The organism is Undibacterium sp. Rencai35W, assembly GCF_049340185.1.
Taxonomy (GTDB): Bacteria; Pseudomonadota; Gammaproteobacteria; order Burkholderiales; family Burkholderiaceae_D; genus Undibacterium.
Genome location: NZ_JBMPPC010000001.1, coordinates 479222 through 496757 on the forward strand (window position 1 = coordinate 479222; position 17536 = coordinate 496757).

General features: G+C 48.6%; 15 protein-coding genes. 9 read left to right on the top strand and 6 right to left on the bottom strand.

The window, feature by feature from the left end; genetic code table 11:
* The first annotated feature begins 8 nt into the window (after window positions 1-8).
* From odhB to ACO0K3_RS02180, 5 genes are all read left to right on the top strand, one after another.
* Window positions 9-1271, top strand: a complete 1263-nt coding sequence (gene odhB, locus ACO0K3_RS02160) for a 2-oxoglutarate dehydrogenase complex dihydrolipoyllysine-residue succinyltransferase (protein ID WP_422981453.1) — start codon at window positions 9-11, stop codon at window positions 1269-1271.
* Between the two features lies 1 nt (window position 1272).
* The gene (locus ACO0K3_RS02165; RefSeq protein ID WP_422981455.1) at window positions 1273-1647 is read left to right on the top strand and encodes a PspC domain-containing protein; all 375 of its coding nucleotides are present in this window, start codon (window positions 1273-1275) and stop codon (window positions 1645-1647) included.
* Between the two features lie 79 nt (window positions 1648-1726).
* Window positions 1727-3154 (top strand): dihydrolipoyl dehydrogenase, encoded by a 1428-nt coding sequence (gene lpdA, locus ACO0K3_RS02170; protein WP_422981457.1) that lies wholly within the window; start codon window positions 1727-1729, stop codon window positions 3152-3154.
* A 135-nt stretch (window positions 3155-3289) separates the two neighbouring features.
* Window positions 3290-4387 (top strand): cell division protein ZapE, encoded by a 1098-nt coding sequence (gene zapE, locus ACO0K3_RS02175; protein WP_422981459.1) that lies wholly within the window; start codon window positions 3290-3292, stop codon window positions 4385-4387.
* 52 nt (window positions 4388-4439) lie between these two features.
* Window positions 4440-4904, top strand: a complete 465-nt coding sequence (locus ACO0K3_RS02180) for a hypothetical protein (RefSeq protein WP_422981461.1) — start codon at window positions 4440-4442, stop codon at window positions 4902-4904.
* Between the two features lie 86 nt (window positions 4905-4990).
* Here ACO0K3_RS02180 and ACO0K3_RS02185 read toward each other — a convergent pair whose 3' ends face one another.
* Window positions 4991-6172 (bottom strand): pyridoxal phosphate-dependent aminotransferase, encoded by a 1182-nt coding sequence (locus ACO0K3_RS02185; protein WP_422981463.1) that lies wholly within the window; start codon window positions 6170-6172, stop codon window positions 4991-4993.
* Window positions 6173-6247: 75 nt separating this feature from the next.
* Window positions 6248-6883: a uracil phosphoribosyltransferase gene (gene upp / locus ACO0K3_RS02190; RefSeq protein WP_422982095.1), complete on the bottom strand. Its 636-nt coding sequence runs from the start codon at window positions 6881-6883 to the stop codon at window positions 6248-6250.
* Window positions 6884-7192: 309 nt separating this feature from the next.
* On the opposite strand from upp, the gene ACO0K3_RS02195 reads away from it, so the two are divergent.
* Window positions 7193-12529: a hypothetical protein gene (locus ACO0K3_RS02195; protein WP_422981465.1), complete on the top strand. Its 5337-nt coding sequence runs from the start codon at window positions 7193-7195 to the stop codon at window positions 12527-12529.
* 198 nt (window positions 12530-12727) lie between these two features.
* Here ACO0K3_RS02195 and ACO0K3_RS02200 read toward each other — a convergent pair whose 3' ends face one another.
* Window positions 12728-14080 carry an ATP-binding protein gene (locus ACO0K3_RS02200; protein WP_422981467.1) on the bottom strand — a complete coding sequence of 451 codons (1353 nt, stop codon included), beginning with the start codon at window positions 14078-14080 and terminating at the stop codon, window positions 12728-12730.
* A 116-nt stretch (window positions 14081-14196) separates the two neighbouring features.
* Window positions 14197-14958, bottom strand: coding sequence for a two-component system response regulator OmpR (gene ompR / locus ACO0K3_RS02205; protein WP_422956871.1), 762 nt, complete (start codon window positions 14956-14958; stop codon window positions 14197-14199).
* 245 nt (window positions 14959-15203) lie between these two features.
* Here ompR and ACO0K3_RS02210 point away from each other — a divergent pair, with 245 nt between their 5' ends.
* Window positions 15204-15560, top strand: coding sequence for a hypothetical protein (locus ACO0K3_RS02210; RefSeq protein ID WP_422981469.1), 357 nt, complete (start codon window positions 15204-15206; stop codon window positions 15558-15560).
* Between the two features lie 80 nt (window positions 15561-15640).
* Here ACO0K3_RS02210 and smpB read toward each other — a convergent pair whose 3' ends face one another.
* On the bottom strand, window positions 15641-16090 hold the full coding sequence (gene smpB, locus ACO0K3_RS02215; RefSeq protein ID WP_422956869.1) for an SsrA-binding protein SmpB: 450 nt from the start codon (window positions 16088-16090) through the stop codon (window positions 15641-15643).
* A 125-nt stretch (window positions 16091-16215) separates the two neighbouring features.
* Between smpB and ACO0K3_RS02220 the strand changes: the two genes are divergently transcribed.
* Both ACO0K3_RS02220 and ACO0K3_RS02225 read left to right on the top strand, forming a co-directional pair.
* Window positions 16216-16647, top strand: coding sequence for a type II toxin-antitoxin system RatA family toxin (locus ACO0K3_RS02220; protein ID WP_422958405.1), 432 nt, complete (start codon window positions 16216-16218; stop codon window positions 16645-16647).
* Window positions 16640-16933: an RnfH family protein gene (locus tag ACO0K3_RS02225; RefSeq protein ID WP_422981471.1), complete on the top strand. Its 294-nt coding sequence runs from the start codon at window positions 16640-16642 to the stop codon at window positions 16931-16933. The genes ACO0K3_RS02220 and ACO0K3_RS02225 overlap by 8 nt, the downstream gene beginning before the upstream one ends.
* Window positions 16934-16946: 13 nt before the next feature.
* Here ACO0K3_RS02225 and ACO0K3_RS02230 read toward each other — a convergent pair whose 3' ends face one another.
* On the bottom strand, window positions 16947-17423 hold the full coding sequence (locus ACO0K3_RS02230; RefSeq protein WP_422981473.1) for a DUF4124 domain-containing protein: 477 nt from the start codon (window positions 17421-17423) through the stop codon (window positions 16947-16949).
* Window positions 17424-17536 lie beyond the last annotated feature (113 nt).

Genomic DNA, 17536 nt, shown 5'->3' on the forward strand with positions numbered 1-17536 from the left:
AGAAAAACATGGCAATTATCGAAGTAAAAGTACCGCAATTATCTGAATCAGTCGCTGAAGCAACTTTGCTGACCTGGCATAAAAAAGTAGGGGAGCCGGTTGGTCGCGACGAGAATCTGATCGACGTTGAAACTGACAAAGTCGTTCTGGAGTTACCTTGTCCAGAAGCCGGTGTTATTACGCAAATCCTCAAAGGTGACGGCAGTACTGTCGTCGCTGGTGAAGTAATAGCGATTCTTGATACCGAAGCATCCGCAGGCGCGGTTGCTCCTGCGGCTCCAGCCGCTGCTGCAACGGTAGCAGCCGATCCGGTTGCAGCAGCGATCAATAATCTCGCCGCAAAATCTGCAGCAGGTGTTGCGATGCCAGCAGCAGCGAAAATTTTGGCAGAAAATAATTTATCCGCCAGCGCTGTAGATGGTACCGGTAAAGACGGTCGTGTCACGAAAGGTGATGCACTGGCAGCAGTCGCTAAGCCCGCAGCACCAGCAGTTGCTCCGCTTGCAGCGCCTGCCGCAAGCAAACCAGCATTGCAGCAAGTTGCTGCACCCGCTGTGATGAATCTCGGTGACCGCCCTGAAGAACGTGTGCCGATGAGCCGTCTGCGCGCGCGTATTGCCGAACGTCTGGTGCAATCACAATCGACTAACGCCATTTTGACAACTTTCAACGAAGTCAATATGCAGCCAGTGATTGACCTGCGTAACAAGTACAAAGATAAGTTCGAAAAAGAACACGGCGTCAAACTCGGCTTCATGTCTTTCTTCGTGAAGGCAGCTGTTGCCGCATTGAAAAAATACCCTATCATCAACGCATCCGTAGATGGTAACGATATTGTGTATCACGGTTACTTCGATATCGGTATCGCCGTTGGTTCTCCGCGTGGTCTGGTAGTGCCTATTTTGCGTAATGCTGACCAGATGTCGATTGCCGATATTGAGAAGAAAATCGGTGAGTTCGGCGCTAAAGCCAAAGACGGTAAATTGACACTGGATGATTTGACTGGCGGTACGTTCTCGATTTCTAACGGTGGTACTTTTGGCTCTATGCTGTCTACGCCTATTATCAATCCGCCGCAATCTGCGATTTTGGGTGTGCATGCAACGAAAGACCGTGCTGTCGTTGAAAACGGTCAGGTTGTTGTGCGTCCGATGAACTACCTGGCGATGTCCTACGATCACCGTATCATCGATGGTCGCGAAGCAGTATTAGGCCTGGTAGCTATGAAGGAAGCACTGGAAGACCCAGCTCGCCTGTTATTGGATCTGTAACATGAACCTCGCTGACGAAATCAAACGTCTGCATGAACTGCATCAGTCGGGCGCACTGACTGATGCAGAATTCTCGCAAGCCAAAGCCAAGTTGTTGGAAAACCTCAATGCAGCAAATGGCACTAATGCATCGGCTGGTGCAGGTTCCTCCGGCAATAATTTTTTTACTGATACGGACAAAGCCTATATCCCCCTCAATCAGTTCCGACGCTCAAAATCGGATCAATGGCTGGGGGGTATCTGCGGCGGCTTAGGTAAATTTACAGGTTTGGAATCCTGGATCTGGCGTTTGGTATTCGTCTTGTTTTCTTTTTATTTCGGCTCTGGCCTGGTCGCTTATCTGCTTGCGTGGATTTTCGTGCCGGAAGAAGAGTGAATTGAAAGAAGCAATGCAGCAAGGTAGTAACAGAATAAGAACAGAACAAAAACAGAGCAGATCACATTAGGAAATATTCATGAGTAAACAATTTGATGTCGTCGTGATCGGCGGCGGTCCTGGCGGTTATATTGCGGCAATCCGTGCGGCGCAACTGGGTTTTTCCACAGCTTGTATCGATGCCTGGACCAATGAAAAAGGTGGCCCGGCACCGGGCGGCACCTGCACTAACGTCGGCTGTATTCCATCTAAAGCACTGCTCCAATCGTCCGAGCATTACGAGCATGCAGGTCACTCTTTTGCAGACCACGGCATTGAAGTTAAAGGCCTGGGTCTGGATGTGGCGAAGATGTTAGGTCGCAAAAATACCATCGTGAAGCAAAACAATGACGGCATCTTGTTTTTGTTTAAAAAGAACAAAGTGACTTTCTTCCATGGTCATGGCTCTTTCGTGAAGGCGGATGCCGCCGGTTACGAAATTAAAGTCGCAGGCAAAACAGAAGAAACTATTGTCGGCAAGCATATCGTTATTGCGACAGGCTCGAATGCGCGTGCTTTGCAAGGTGCTGCTTTTGATGAAGCCAGTATTTTGTCAAACGAAGGTGCATTGAATATCGCTGACGTGCCGAAGAAACTTGGCGTCATCGGCGCCGGTGTGATTGGTCTCGAAATGGGTAGCGTCTGGCGTCGTCTTGGTGCCGAAGTCACGGTGCTCGAAGCTTTGCCGACCTTCCTCGGTGCGGTAGATGAGCAAATCGCAAAAGAAGCGCACAAACTGTTTGTTAAGCAAGGTTTGTCGATCAATCTGGGCGTCAAAATCGGCGAGATCGTCAACGCAGGTAATGAAGTGACAGTCAATTATGCCGATGACAAAGGCGTTGAGCACAAAGCCGTCTTCGACAAACTGATTATTTCGATTGGACGCACACCGAACACCAATGGCTTGAATGCAGACGGCGTTGGCCTGAAGCTGGATGAGCGTGGTTTTATCGCTGTTGATGGTGATTGCAAAACTAACTTGCCTAATGTTTGGGCGGTCGGTGACGTCGTACGCGGTCCTATGCTGGCGCACAAGGCCGAAGAAGAGGGTGTTGCTGTTGCTGAACGTATCGCTGGTCAGCATGGCCACGTCAACTTCAATACGATTCCTTGGGTTATTTATACCTCTCCGGAAATCGCCTGGGTTGGCCGCACTGAACAGCAATTGAAGGCAGATGGTGTTGCCTACAAGGCAGGCACTTTCCCGTTCATGGCGAATGGCCGTGCCCGTGCATTGGGTGATACGTCCGGTATGGTGAAGTTCCTGGCGGATGCAACGACAGACGAAATTCTTGGTGTTCATATCGTTGGACCTATGGCGTCAGAACTCATTGCTGAGGCGGTTGTTGCGATGGAATTCCGTGCATCGGCAGAAGATATTGCGCGTATTTGCCACGCTCATCCATCCTTGTCGGAAGCGACGAAAGAAGCAGCGTTAGCCGTAGATAAGCGCTCGTTAAATTTTTAATGTTTTTTAACGTGTTGTAACGCGCTTTTCGTGCCTTACTTCCGCAGTTAGTTTGTATTATTCTGCGATTCAAGCGCCGCTGACGGGACCATCCTGTCAGCGGCGTGTTCATATTGGTTACAGCGACGGTAGAGAATGAATGTTCTAGAGTTTTATCAAGATGCACTGAATCGCCGGGGATTTCAATCCGATGAGGCGCAGCAGCGTGCAGTAGATCGTTTGCAGCAAGCCTACGATGAATGGGTGGAATATAAATCCAAGCGTGCCAATAAGTTGACCAGGCTGATCACACGCCCGGATGTGCCGCGTGGCGTATACATGTGGGGTGGTGTGGGGCGGGGTAAATCGTTTTTGATGGATAGTTTCTATTCCGTTGTGCCTGTCGTGCGTAAGACCCGGTTACATTTTCATGAATTCATGCGTGCCGTTCATCGGCAACTTGATGAGCTGAAAGGCGTTGCGGATCCGCTGGATGAAGTTGCTCGCAGGATTTCCAAGAAATATCGTCTGATCTGTTTCGATGAGTTCCATGTGTCTGACGTAGCGGACGCCATGCTCTTGTATAACCTGCTTAAAGCCTTGTTCGATAATGGCGTGTCATTCGTCATGACCTCAAATTACCAGCCTGATACCTTATATCCTGACGGATTGCACCGTGACCGCATGCTGCCTACTATCGCTCTGCTCAAAGAGCGTCTGGATGTGTTGAATGTCGATTCGGGTAACGATTATCGCAAGAGAGCGCTGGAACAGGTTCAGGCTTACCTGACACCGCTCAACGCAGCGACTGATCAGGCACTGCGTACCGCATTCGCCAAAATCGCTGAAGCGGTTGATGAGGATGTGCGGGTGAATATCGAAGGGCGTGATATTAAAGCATTGCGTCGTGCTGGCAGTGCGGTCTGGTTTGACTTTACTACTTTGTGCGGCGGTCCGCGCTCGCAAAATGATTATCTCGAAATCGCCAGTCGCTTTCATACCGTCATTCTCTCGTCGATTCCACGGATGTCTGCAGCGATGTCGTCTGAAGCGCGTCGTTTTACCTGGCTGATTGACGTATTTTATGACAATAAAGTGAAGTTAATCATGTCCGCTGAAGTTGCGCCTGAGGAGCTATATACTCAGGGTACTTTGTCGAATGAATTTCATCGCACTGTTTCACGCATTATCGAAATGCAGTCCAAAGAATATATGGATGCCGATCAGCGACATACTGCTGACGCGATTGCCTGATCGCCGCTTAAGTGTCCTACGGACTGAACTTGCTAAAGCTGTTTATCTAATCATGAAAGTGTTTTCTATGCCGGTTATGTTTTTTTTCAGCTATATGCGCAGGTCGGCGTTGTCTTGCCTGATGATCCTGGCAACTTTGTTAAGTATTAACGCACAAGCGCAGTCTCCGGTACATTCTGCGCCACAGTCTATCGGTATATCACTTGAGGATTTATCCGCTCAGATTACTAAGATGGATTTGCGTTATGCGCCGACCACAATACAAAGTCTGTTTCTCGCTGAGACGGCGCTAGACGAGGTGCAGCCTTTGCAGAAACAATTGCAAAGCTGGTTTCTGATCGCTGAACGAGCATGTTACGAACGGTTTTTTGTGAATGCCTGTCTGGACGAGGCAAAGCTGATGCGACGTAAGCACAATGTGATTTTGCAGCGGGTGTCGATTGAGGCAAAAGCGTTCTTGCGTAAAGATCATATTGAGCATCTGGACAATGAGTTAAAACTCAAAAACACTCAATAATTACTCTGAATAGGGGAGTATAGGCAAATATAGTGCCAATGCCGCACTATTCATAAGGCGCTCTAAATATACTCCGCCTGAGTATCTTATATTGTCTGTAAACGTTTCAATGCGGCATGCAAGGTGTTTTCTTGCTTCGCAAAGCAAAAGCGAACGATCCTTGATTCTTTGCCGTGCTGGTAAAACGCCGACACCGGGATCGCAGCAACACCCACTTCACTCGTCAGCCAGCGCGCGAAATGCAGCTCTGATTGCTCCGATATAGCGGAGTAATCAACGCATTGAAAGTAAGTGCCCTGCGCGGGCAAGAGTTTGAAACGCGAATTCATTAAACCATCTCTGAACAAATCCCGTTTTTGCTGGTAAAACGCGGGCAATTCCACATAGGGTGAGGGATTCGCCAGAAAATGTGCCAACCCGACTTGCATTGGCGTGTTGACGGTAAAAACATTGAATTGATGCACTTTGCGAAACTCGCGCATCAAGGCTGCTGGCGCGGCAACATAACCGACTTTCCAGCCTGTCACATGATAGGTCTTGCCAAAACTGGAGATAATGAAACTGCGTTCGGCAAGTTCTTCATGGCGGCATAAAGACTCATGGCGTACGCCATCAAACACCATATGTTCATACACTTCATCCGAGGCGATCAGGACTTTGGTATCGCGGACGATCGCGCTCAATGCCTGGATATCCGCCAAACTCAACACGGACCCTGTAGGATTGTGCGGTGAGTTCAGCATGAGCAAGCGAGTTTTCGCTGTCATGCTGGTTTTCACTTTATCCCACGGAATCTGATAACCCTCAGGTCCCAGCTCCATCGATACCAGCACTGGCACGCCGCCTGCCAGGCGTATTGAAGCCACATAGCTGTCATAAGCAGGTTCAATCACGATGACTTCATCACCCGGATGTACGCAAGCCAGTAATATCGTCAAAATCCCCTGCGTTGCCCCCGCTGTTACCGTGATTTCACTCTCAGTATCATATGCGCGGCCATACAGAGCCTTGATCTTGCGAGCGATTTCAGCCCGCAAGACAGGGACACCTGCCATGGGTGGATATTGATTATGCCCATCCAGCATCGCCTTACTGACAGCGTCAACCAGAGAAGGATCACAATCAAAGTCAGGAAACCCCTGACCGAGATTGACCGCTTTCTTCTCAGCTGCCAGAGCTGACATGACAGAAAAAATCGTCGTACCAACCTCTGGTAATTTCGATACAGGCACAAAAGCAGCAGAAGATGCAGTGAGGGATGAAGTCATCTGGAGGATTAAAAGAGGTAATCGTCGTATGTGTTGCTATGTATGCGTTTATATAGCGAAAACTTAACTGGAAGCTTACTTTGTACCAAATAAACGATCACCAGCATCACCCAGCCCCGGCACGATATAGCCATGATCGTTCAGGCATTGATCAACCGATGCCGTGACGATAGGTACATCTGGGTGGGCTGCCTGCATGACTTTGATACCTTCCGGAGCTGCCAGCAGGCAGACGAACTTAATAGTCGTCGCGCCGCTTTTTTTGATGCGGTCGATGGCAGCAACTGCGGAGTTACCTGTTGCCAGCATAGGGTCGACAACGATGACCAGACGGTCTGCGATGTCTTCCGGTACTTTAAAGTAATACTCGACTGGTTCCAGTGTAGCCGGATCGCGGTAAAGACCGATATGACCTACACGCGCAGCAGGTAAAAGGTCCAGCATGCCGTCCAGAATGCCATTGCCAGCGCGCAATACTGAGATGACGCACAGCTTCTTACCACTGATTGTCGGCGCTTCAATCGTCGCCATCGGCGTTTCAATCGTCACGCTCTCCAGTGGTAGGTCGCGAGTAACTTCATATGCCAGCATCTGGCTGATTTCGCGCAACAAGCGGCGGAAATTGTCCGTCGTCGTGTCTTTGCTGCGCATAAGTGTAAGTTTGTGTTGCATCAGAGGGTGTCTGATTTCGGTCACGTAGTCTGACAAGATAATTCTCCGTAAATTGGGTGTTCAGTCTGTGTTCAAAATGAACCAGCCGCTATTTTACGTCCACGAGCCAGTTATGTGAGCCAAGCTGGCAATTCTTTTTCAGGCAGATAGAACCAAAAAAAATAGCCGGGATCGTATTCACAGCATTGCTGATATGCGAAGTACAGACTGCTTGAGCAAATCTTGCCAATATAAATTTGGGCCAATGTGTGCCATTTTTCGGTGACCTGATGATCCGCTAATAATGGAATTAGACTAGTTTTCCAGTTCTGCTCCCTCAATTGTTTGCAAATGATTCAGTGATAATCCATGTTAAGAAGTTCCGGCGAGCCGCCGCACTCAGCGCAGTTCGCAGTCGGCCATCAGGAACGGTTATCAAATCAGGAGCAGGATATGGATGCGAATCAAACATTGTTAAACAGATTATCCCTGGGCTTAGTGCCTATGGACGCTGGTCAACGGGATGATTTTCACGCTTCTGATGAGGCGCTGGAATCGAATTCCCGCATCGACATCAAAGGTATCCGACAGGCGATTGCCCGTGTTGAGGCGGAAGCTCGTGCAACGGTCGCTGCCGAAACCCGGCTGCAGGCAGAAGCCCGCGCCCGTGAGTTGGCAGAAGCGCGTGCAGAAGCTGAAGCAGAGGCCGCCAATCTTGCGCAGCAAAAAGTCCAGCTAGAAGAACACGCCATAGCCGGTAGCCATGCACGTCTGATGGCTGAGCGTCAGGCGCGCGCCGCCAGTCAAGCCAGAATCGCCGCCGTCAGTCAGGAAACACAGGATTTGCAAGAACGCGCCAGATTAGAAACATTGGCACGTGAGCAGGCAGAAAAGCGCTCTAAACTTGAGCTCGAAGCTAAACAAAGGGCAGCTGAGCAACTCCAGGCCGATACCGAGATCAATGCCAAAGCAAAAACTGCGGCAGAGAGACTAGCGAAAGAAACCCAAAACGCACGTAATTGGGCCGCAGAACGTTTTGCGGCATCCCAGTCGGCCAAAAACGAAGCCGAAGAGCGCGCCCGTGCAGATGCTCGTATTACTGAGCTAGCCAGAGAGCGTGAGCGTCGTGATAAAGATGCGCGTGAAACGACTGAAATGCTGGCTAAGGTGCGCAGCGAAGCGCTCAAAGTTAGCAAAGAACGTGATCAGGCAGAAGCAATGGCATTGGAGTTTGCGATCAATCGCGCCCCGGCTGAAGTTCGTGCCCGCGAAGACGCCTTAGCGCGTGTCGCGGTTGAGCAAGAACATGAAGCCATCGCTCAGGCGCGTGCCGAATCCGATCGCCGCGCTGCGTCCGCAATTCAACTCCGTATGCAATCGGAGCTGGAATTACGCAATGCCTCTGTCAGGCGCGAACAATCTGAAGTCGTCGCCGCTGCTACTGCACAAGCGCGTCGCGATGCAGAGGAGCGCATACAGCACGTTACCGAACAACGTATCCAGACCGAAAAAGAACTACAAACCCAGGCGCTGATTCGTATTGAAGTCGAGCAACAAGCCGATGCCGAAACCCGCGCCAGGCTAGAGGCAGAAGCCGGTGCAGCGGAGCAGGCCAAGCAACGACGCATTGCGGAACAACATGCAGCCAAAGTCGCCCAGCAGCGCGCTCAGGAAGAGCAGCGTGCCATGATGCTGGCTAAAGAGCGCAGTCTGATCGATCAACAGGCAGAACAAATCGCCAGAGAGCAGGCCGATTCAGAACAAGAGGCTTTGAAGGCATCGACATATAAAGCCGTCGAGTTGAAGAAAGCCAATATTGCCTCTGCCATCAAAGCACGCAGCGCAATGGAGTTGGCAAAAGCAGAAAAAATGCGTGCAGACGCAGAAGAAAAAGCGGCTCAGGCCTTGCAGGAAAAGCTGATTCTCGAACAACAAAAAATAGATGAGGCACATGCCCGGGCAAAGGCCGAACAAACGCATGCAGAAATTTTACGCATGCAAAAACAGGCAGAGCAGGTCGCACGGATCGCACATGAAACCAGTTGTCAGGCAGAGAAATTGACCTTGGAGAAAACCATGGAACAAGTCGAATTGCAACAGCAACTGGCTGCCGCCCATGTTCAGAAAGAACAAAAAGCTAGTGAGCTTCTGGTTGTGCAGCAACAGCGTACACAAGACGAAATCAAAGCGCTTGATGTGGTACAGGAAAAGCTTCTGGTTGAGCGCAAGCGTGCGACTGCTGTGCAAGAAGTATTAAAGCTGACGCAAGAAAAACTGGTGATTGAACAAGTCGCGCAAATAGAAACCGAGTCACGCTTGCGTGCTGAGCAAGAAGCAAAAGAAATCGCTCAGGCCAAAGAACAATCTGAGCGTGAGCAGCGATTGGCGCTGGAGGCGGCAGCTACGGCAGAAAAGCACGCCTTGGAGCAAACCCGCGTGCAAACCGAAATGCAACGCAAAGCAGCGAAAATGGCATTAGTAAAAACCCGTCAAGTAGTTGAAATGACCAAGCTTGAGCAAGTACGCTTTGAAGCAGAGCGTGATGCTGCGTTGGCAGCGCAAGACAAGCTTGAGGCTGAAAAGCAAGTCGCCGAAGCCGCGCTGGCAAGGGCTCAGGCAGACCGTGAACACACCACCTTGCTAGAAGCGCGTCATCAGCAAGAAGTTGAGGCGCGCGAGGCACGTCAGCGTCTGATTCAGGCGGAGCAGGTACGCCTTGAGAAAATCACTGAACATGCCGAATTACAAAAACAAACTGCTGCCGCTGCACAGCTCAAAGTCAGTGAACTGCTGGAGTTGCAAAAAACCTTAAAGCAACGTGCCGAATCCGAACAAAAAGCGCTCGATGCGGTTCAGCAAAAACTGCTCGCGGAAAAGCAATTATTGGCAGAAATAGACGCAAAAATTGAGCTGGAGCGCGAACAAGAAGCAGCGCATCTGGCGCGTTTAGATATCGAAAAACAAGTTCGCTTGTCGGTAGAAATCAAGTCTAAGGCCGAACAAGAAGCACTGATGCAAGCACAGGCAACAGCCGCAGCAGAGCAAGAGGCTGCCATTGCCGCTGAGGCACGTGCGATGGCGGCAATTCAATTGACACGGTTGGAAAAAGAAAAAACGCAATCGCAACAAAGTGCGTTGGCGGCATTGCAAGATAAACTTGCTCTCGAAGAGAAAAAAGCGTTTGCACTGAAAGAAGAAAATCAGTCACAGCAAGAACGTTTGGCCGCCGAAAAATTAGCGTCCGATGCAGCAATCTCCAGAGCTGATGCTGAGAAGCAAGCCAACATCCTTGCTCAGGCTCGTGCCGCACTTGAACAGCAAGCCAATGCCGCAGCCGAAGCGGATGTAAAAGCGCAAAAAGAATTGCATGAGCAAGTAAAAATCTATGCTGATACGAAGCATAAGGCCCATCAGCTAACTGTCGAAAAAACGCATAAATTAGCTGACCTCGCTCTGGCTGCTCGTCAGCGAGTTGACACTGAGGAAGCGTTATTAGCCGCTACTGAGGCGAAATTGCTTGCGGAGCAGAATGCGGCGGAACAAACCAAGACCAGATTGCTCGCAGAGCAAGCATTGGCACAATTTGCAGAGGCGCACTTACAAATGGAAACAACGGCAAGAGAAGCTGCTGTTGCGACTTTGCGGACTAGTGAATTACTGTATCAGGAGCTTTCTGCGCAAGCTGATGCTGAAGTATTACTGCATCAACTGGCGGAAAAAAATCTGGTCGAACAACAAGCTTTGTCTGACTTAATCGCAGAACGCAATGCGACAGAGATCGCTTTGCAGTCAGCAATACAGGAACGGGTAGATACCGAAACTCGTGCCCTGGCTGTAGCGGAAACACGGCAGCAAACAGAGCAAGAAAAACAAACGTTGGCGCAGTCGCGCTTGCAAGCCGAGCAAGAAGCTATCGCCAGCATTGAAGCGTTTAATATCGAGGAAAAAAATTGGCTGGAAAATTCCATAGAAGAGTCTCTGATTAAACGTCAGGCTGCCGCTGCTTTACAAGAAAGAAGCCAGTTGTTATTGACCTCTGCTGCAGCAGAGCGCGAGCGTCTCAATGCAGAGCAAGAATTGTCAGTGCAATTACAGGCAAAACTCGATGCGGAGACAATTGCACAGCAGCAAGTGATGGGGCGTTTGCACGCGGAGCAGGAACTTGCTCAAGTTGCTCAGCAACGTGCTGAGCAAGAGACGATGGCAAATCTTTATGCCCAAGAATTGCTAAGCGCAGAAAATGCTTTGTTCGTAGCCTCAACTCAGCATGCCGAGGCAAGACAGGCAGCACTTGTCGCTACCGAGAATAAAGCTCGTGAAGCAAGCGAACTGGCTCGCTTAGAGAATGAAAAAGCGGCATCAGAACTACAGCTCGCTAGCGTTCTTCAGCAAAAACGTGTCGCGGAACAATTAATTGCGGATCAGGCAGCACAGCGCTTGCAAGCTGAACATGACTATCTTGCCGTGTGCCAGCGCAAGGCACAGGCTGAGCAGGATGCACGTGAATCTGCGCAGGCAAAATATGTGGCAGAACAAGAAGCGCTGGTCCTGGCACAACAGTTTGCACAGACGCAGGCCCAGCATGCGGCATTGGCACAGGCGCATGCTGATGAACTTCTGACCTTGCAACATAATGAGTTACAGGCCGCTGAACTGGCTCAGAAAAATCTCATTGCAGTGCAAGAACAGAATCAATTACATGCTGAAGCAATCCGGACTAACGAGCTGGCTCTGGAAGCGATCGAACAAAAAATGGCGTTTGAAAAACAGTTGCACAGTGAATCGGAGCAGCGTATGCAGGCAGAGCAAGAGTTATGTCTACAAAGTCAGCGTCGTATGGAGGCAGAACAAGCCGCCATCCTTGCTGCGCAAGAAAAACTCTTACTGGAAGCTCAATTGACTCAAGCTGCGGAACAAGTGATGCAGGCGCGCGCGCTAGTTGAGCAAGAACTGAGTAAGCAAGAGCAACTGCAAGCCGAACTGCTCGCTGCTGAGCAAGAACGCCTGCAAGCGCAGCAAGCGATTAACGACACATTAGAAAATCAGAAAGCCGTTGATGAAGAATTGCATCAACAAGTCTTGCAACGTATCGCTCATGAGCAACGAGTGCATGAATTATTGCAAGAGAAATTGATGGCTGAGACTAAAGCAGCCGCGATGGCAGAAGCTGCCAAAGTGGAGGCAGAAGAAGCTTTGGAATTGGTGCAGCATCAGTACGAAATATCCTTAATACAAATGCAGAACGATCAGATCGCTAAACAGCAAAAAGCCGAAGATTTACGTTTGCAGTTAGAGCAAGAACATGTGCATGCAGCCACGGTCGCCAATGAATTAATTCATCGTCTGTCAAAAAATCAGGCGCAAAGTGCGGTCTGGCGTGAACGTGCACAGGAGATGTTGGCGCAGGCACCCGTCGCAATAGAGATTCCTGTGAATTTTAATGAGTTTCAACAGGCTGCATTGCCAGGTTTTCGTTTGCGTACATCGGTTCTTGCCGGGGTCTTGGCTTTTGCCGGTGTCGCAACTGCTGCAGCTTGGGGTAGTTTAAGTTTTCAACAGACTTCGCATGCAGCAGGATTAGAGATCAATAAGCCTGTAACGACATCCCTCAGCGTTTATCCGCCTCAGGTAAGTTCTGCTAAGGCAGATGGTCAATTACACTTATCTTATGAGTTGGGTACCTCGAGTGAGGCCAACAAAAAATAAAATCAGAGGCGTGAACCCAAAGATAAATAAACTTATTTAAACAGATTATTTATTTAACCGAATCTATTTAATTAGATCATGATGGTGCTAAAGCGAAAGCTTCAGCACCATTTTTTTGCATGCTCAGCTGTGTTGAATATCTGACATAGCTGAAACATTTCAAAGATATATATTTTTATATATATCTTTGAAATTGTCTTAGTTTGAGGGGAGGGCGATCAGGATGACGAAGCCACCCTTGGCGTGATTCGAGATGCGCAGGCGGCCGCCATGACGTTTAATGATCTTCTCAACAATCGCAAGACCCAAACCAGAACCATTGGCCTGGCTGCGCGACGTATCCGCTCGGGTGAAGGGCCGCATTAAGCGTGAGATGTCCTCATTCTCTACACCTACTCCATAGTCACGCAAGTTGATGTAAAGGCCTTGTTTTTTTTCTTTATTTTTGTAGGTGCACTGAAGGTCTATTTTGACAATATCTGTACCAGGTGTTTTGCCATAACGACGGGCGTTTTCAATCAGATTGTGGAATACTCGCTTCAGCTCGACAGCGTTGCCCGATATATGGATATCAGCGGTAATCGCCGAGCGGATCTGTACGTCGTGTAGCCGCGAGGATTCTTCTACGACACGTCCCAGCAGCTCACTCAGATTGATCGTGTCAAAAGTTACGGTAGCCAAGGGTTTCGCGTAATCCAGGAATTGACCAATAATGTCATCCATCTGGCCAAGGTCACTTTGCATGCCTTGGCGGGAATCATCAGATAAAGAAGCCATTTCTACTTCAAGCTGCATACGGGCTAATGGGGTTCTGAGGTCATGCGAGATACCAGCCAGAATGATGGCACGGTCAGACTCGATACGCTCCAGATCCTCGACCATCCGATTGAAACTGTTATTTGTCTCCTTGATTTCCTTTGGACCTTTTTCAGGGAGAGGCTGGGGGATTTTACCTTTTGCGAGCATGCGCGCCGCATTGCTGATACGTGCAAGTGGATCGTTAATCAATTTTGAGATAACCGCTGCGCCGATGAGCGTAAGGAATAAGGTGACTGCCGCCCATCCTAGTACTTGTATTCCCGTCGTTTGTTCAATCCGCTCCTGATCAAGGCGCAGCCAGTATTGATCTTCGTCGATATCGAAACTGATCCAGAAGCCATCAACGTCATTCATGTTTTTTGCAAAACGTGTTGCTTTACCTAATTTTCGCTGAATCGCCACGCGTAATTCTTCAAATGCCGGCGTCGCGTCCTGCTCTTCAATATCGTCAGTGTCTTCTAGTAAATACACACGGATACCGTCATTGCTCGCAAGATCAAATAATAACTCGCGTCGTTTATCTGGTGCGGAATGGGTTAGGGCAGCACGAGTGATCGTGACAATAGAAACGACTTGTGCGGCAATCTGCTGTGTGCGGGGCGCACGTTCAACCATACGAAAGCTGGCGAACCAGGTGGCCATGCTACCCATCACCAGGATAGCAAGGAGGAAAAATGTGCGCCAGAAAAGGCCACTTCTCAACCATTCAAAATTGTTCAGATAAGAGCGCATTGAATGTTGAGGTAGTGAAAATATAGTAATAGTAGTAGAGAGAAAAAACTACATCGTGGCAGCCTGCATGGTCAAATTAGATATATCGGTTGCAGACCCATATGACAGCGTTTGATTTAGCGGGATTGCCCATCTGGAATAAAGACATAACCCAGTCCCCAGACCGTTTGAATGTACAAAGGATTTGACGGATCTGGTTCAATCAGTTTGCGCAAACGCGAGATTTGTACGTCTAAGCTACGGTCAAAGACTTCATATTCACGGCCACGGGCGAGTTCCATCAATTTTTCACGAGATAGAGGTTGTCTAGCATGGCGCGCAAATACTTTTAAGACAGAAAATTCTCCAGTAGTAAGTCCGATGTTTTCTTGATTTTTCTTCAAAGTACGGGTTGCAAGATCCAGGACGAAGTCGCCGAACTCGAATGTCTGCGGGCCTTCTGATGGCGCTCCTGGTAGTTCATCCGGGGCTTTGCGACGTAATACGGCATTGATACGGGCAACTAATTCACGAGGGCTGAATGGTTTTGGTAAGTAATCATCCGCACCCATTTCCAGTCCAATGATACGATCAACCTCTTCACCTTTCGCCGTGAGCATAATGATCGGCGTCTGATCTCCGGCGCCGCGCAGACGACGACAAATTGCCAGTCCATCCTCCCCGGGCAGCATCAGATCGAGCACTAATAAGTCATAGCGTTCTCTTATCCAGAGTTTGTTCATCGCCTGTGCATTTTCGGCACTAACAACATTGAATCCCTGTTCGGTTAGGTAGCGGCGTAACAAATCCCGTAATCGCACATCGTCATCGACGACTAAAATTTTCGCCTTGTTGCCATTGCTATTGAGGGAATCAGAAGAGGAATTTATAGTATTCATGCTCGTATGTTACCGTCAGAAATGGGGTTGATTGGTAAAAATTGTTAATGGATTACAAACTGTTACAGACTTTACTGAATTGCTGCGTAGTGTGGATATAACACCGCATAAACTCAATTCAAGTAATTAATTAGCTGCTCATCGATAAATTTAGGCTTAGAATTTCGCTTGAATCATAACTTACTAAATGAATCGCCTGAAAGAGTGGCCCCAATTTTTTTGACTACCTTGTTTTTATAAATCTGATGACTATATCGTACTTACGTTACTCCGTACTCGTGCTGACGCTGCTGTCCGCTGGGTCGGCTTGCGCGGAGCCGGGACGAATCAGTAATTTTTTTGGTTTTGGAAAAGCACAGGTGAGCGCTCGCCAGGCAGAGCGCAAAGAGCAAAAAATGCTGCAGCAAGAGCGAAAAATGAACCGTCAGTTCGATAAGGATGGCGCCGAGCATGAGGGCGTTGAGGTAAAGAAAAGCGCTGAACGCTCTGCAGATAAATCAGACACGGCTCAAAAGCGTAGTCGCATGACCTTGGATGAACGCCGCGCGCTCCGGCGTCAGATTCAAGATGCCGGGCATGATATTTATGTCCCTTCGAAATAAGCACCAAAGAAGCACAAATTAGAATTATTAACCTGCGTCGCTCATTATTTATTGTCTAAGGTAATTATTTAGAGCAATTTTTATCGGCGATGTTGCTTCATGATTTTTTGCTGCTCTCGCTGCCAGTCACGCTCTTTCTCGGTATCCCGCTTGTCGTGTTGTTTCTTGCCTTTTGCCAGACCGATCTGGCATTTCACCCGCCCATTGGTGTAGTGCATGTTCAATGGCACCAGGGTATAGCCTGCACGCTCTACTTTGCCTATCAGCTTGTTAATCTCAACTGCATTCAATAGCAGTTTGCGCGTGCGTACAGAATCCGGATGGATATGCGTTGATGCCGTAGGCAGTGCGCCGATATGTGCGCCGAATAAGAAAATTTCACCATTACGTACAATCACATACGCTTCTTTTAATTGAACGCGTCCTGCGCGTATGGACTTAACTTCCCATCCTTGCAATACAATACCGGCTTCGAATTGTTCTTCGATGAAATAATCATGGAAGGCTTTTTTGTTATCAGCAATACTCATGCAATATAAAAATAAATGACATTCTCTTCTTCGCAACATCGCCTTAATTATCTGGTGGCTAATGATGGAAACGGAAACAGGTCGGTTAAAATTTCAAATGTGATTCTAGTAAACGGGTCTTATTGATGGCAGTCGTACATAAAACAGTTTTTATCGCCTATAGCGCAGCGCAAATGTTTGCCTTGGTTGAACGGGTGGAGGATTACCCACAATTTTTACCATGGTGCGGCGAGGTTGATGTGGCGCAGCGGACTGAACAAGACCTGATTGCGACATTATCCATCAATTATCACGGAATCAAGCAGAGATTTACCACAAAAAATAAGAACCTCCCGCCCAATCTAATGGAGATGAGCTTGGTTGACGGCCCTTTTAAGCAATTGCTGGGACGCTGGAAGTTCACGGAATTGCGCGAGGATGCGTGCAAAATCGAATTTGATTTGAGCTATGAATTTTCCAGTAAATTGCTTGAACATCTTATTGGACCTGTGTTCAGCAAAATTGCCAATAGCTTCGTCGATTCGTTTTGCGCGCGGGCTGAAAAACTGTATGGATAATCTACAGGCACTCAAAGTGCAGGTTTGTTTTGCGACGCCGGATGTTGTCAGCGTTACTGAAATATTTGTATCACCTGGCATTCGTTTGCTGGAGGCAGTAACTCAGAGCCAGATTGGTCTTCAACATCCGGATATTAATTTTGCAATGTGCAAATTCGGAATTTTCGGCAAACTCAAATCCCCTGATGCCTTGTTGCGCGATGGCGATAGGGTAGAGATTTATCGGGCGCTAGTCGCTGACCCGATGGAGGCTCGTCGACGTCGCGCCAGAAAACAGGGCAGGTAATTAATTATTTGGTTTACTGGCAGCCACTCGTAGCACGTTTGGCATCAGCTAATTCCTGCGCTCTTTTGCTGTCATCCATATAATTTTTCTCACCATCTTTACCTGTAGTGGCGATACGAACACCAGATTCCAGTGCTTTTTGATACGATTTTGCGCGCTCGCAGTTCTTGGCTTTGTCCGCGTTATTTTGCGCTTCTTCCGCAGATTTTTTGTCTTTTTCTGCTTGCTCCGCCCGGCGCTTCATGAAGTCTTCATTCTTACTGGCTGTTGTAACGGGTTTTTCCAGCTTGTTTTGCTCTGTACTGGCAGAGCCTGATGCTGAAGATTTTTCTGTGACCGGAGCATTGGTTTCCGCTGTCTTATTTGGGGATTTGATAATTCTGTTTTTGGGAATACTTAAAGGTGGCGGCATATCGGAGAATTGCTTATTCCCTTTGTCATCCAGCCATACGTACTGGGCATGTGCCGGTGTCGCTATTATCAGCGCCATAACCGCACCGAGGAAAAATGATGTTTGATATTTAGGCATACTTAGCTTTCAAAGAAAATCAACACTAAATCTAATTACGATTTTCCAGAGTTTTACACGGCAGGAGACGTCTC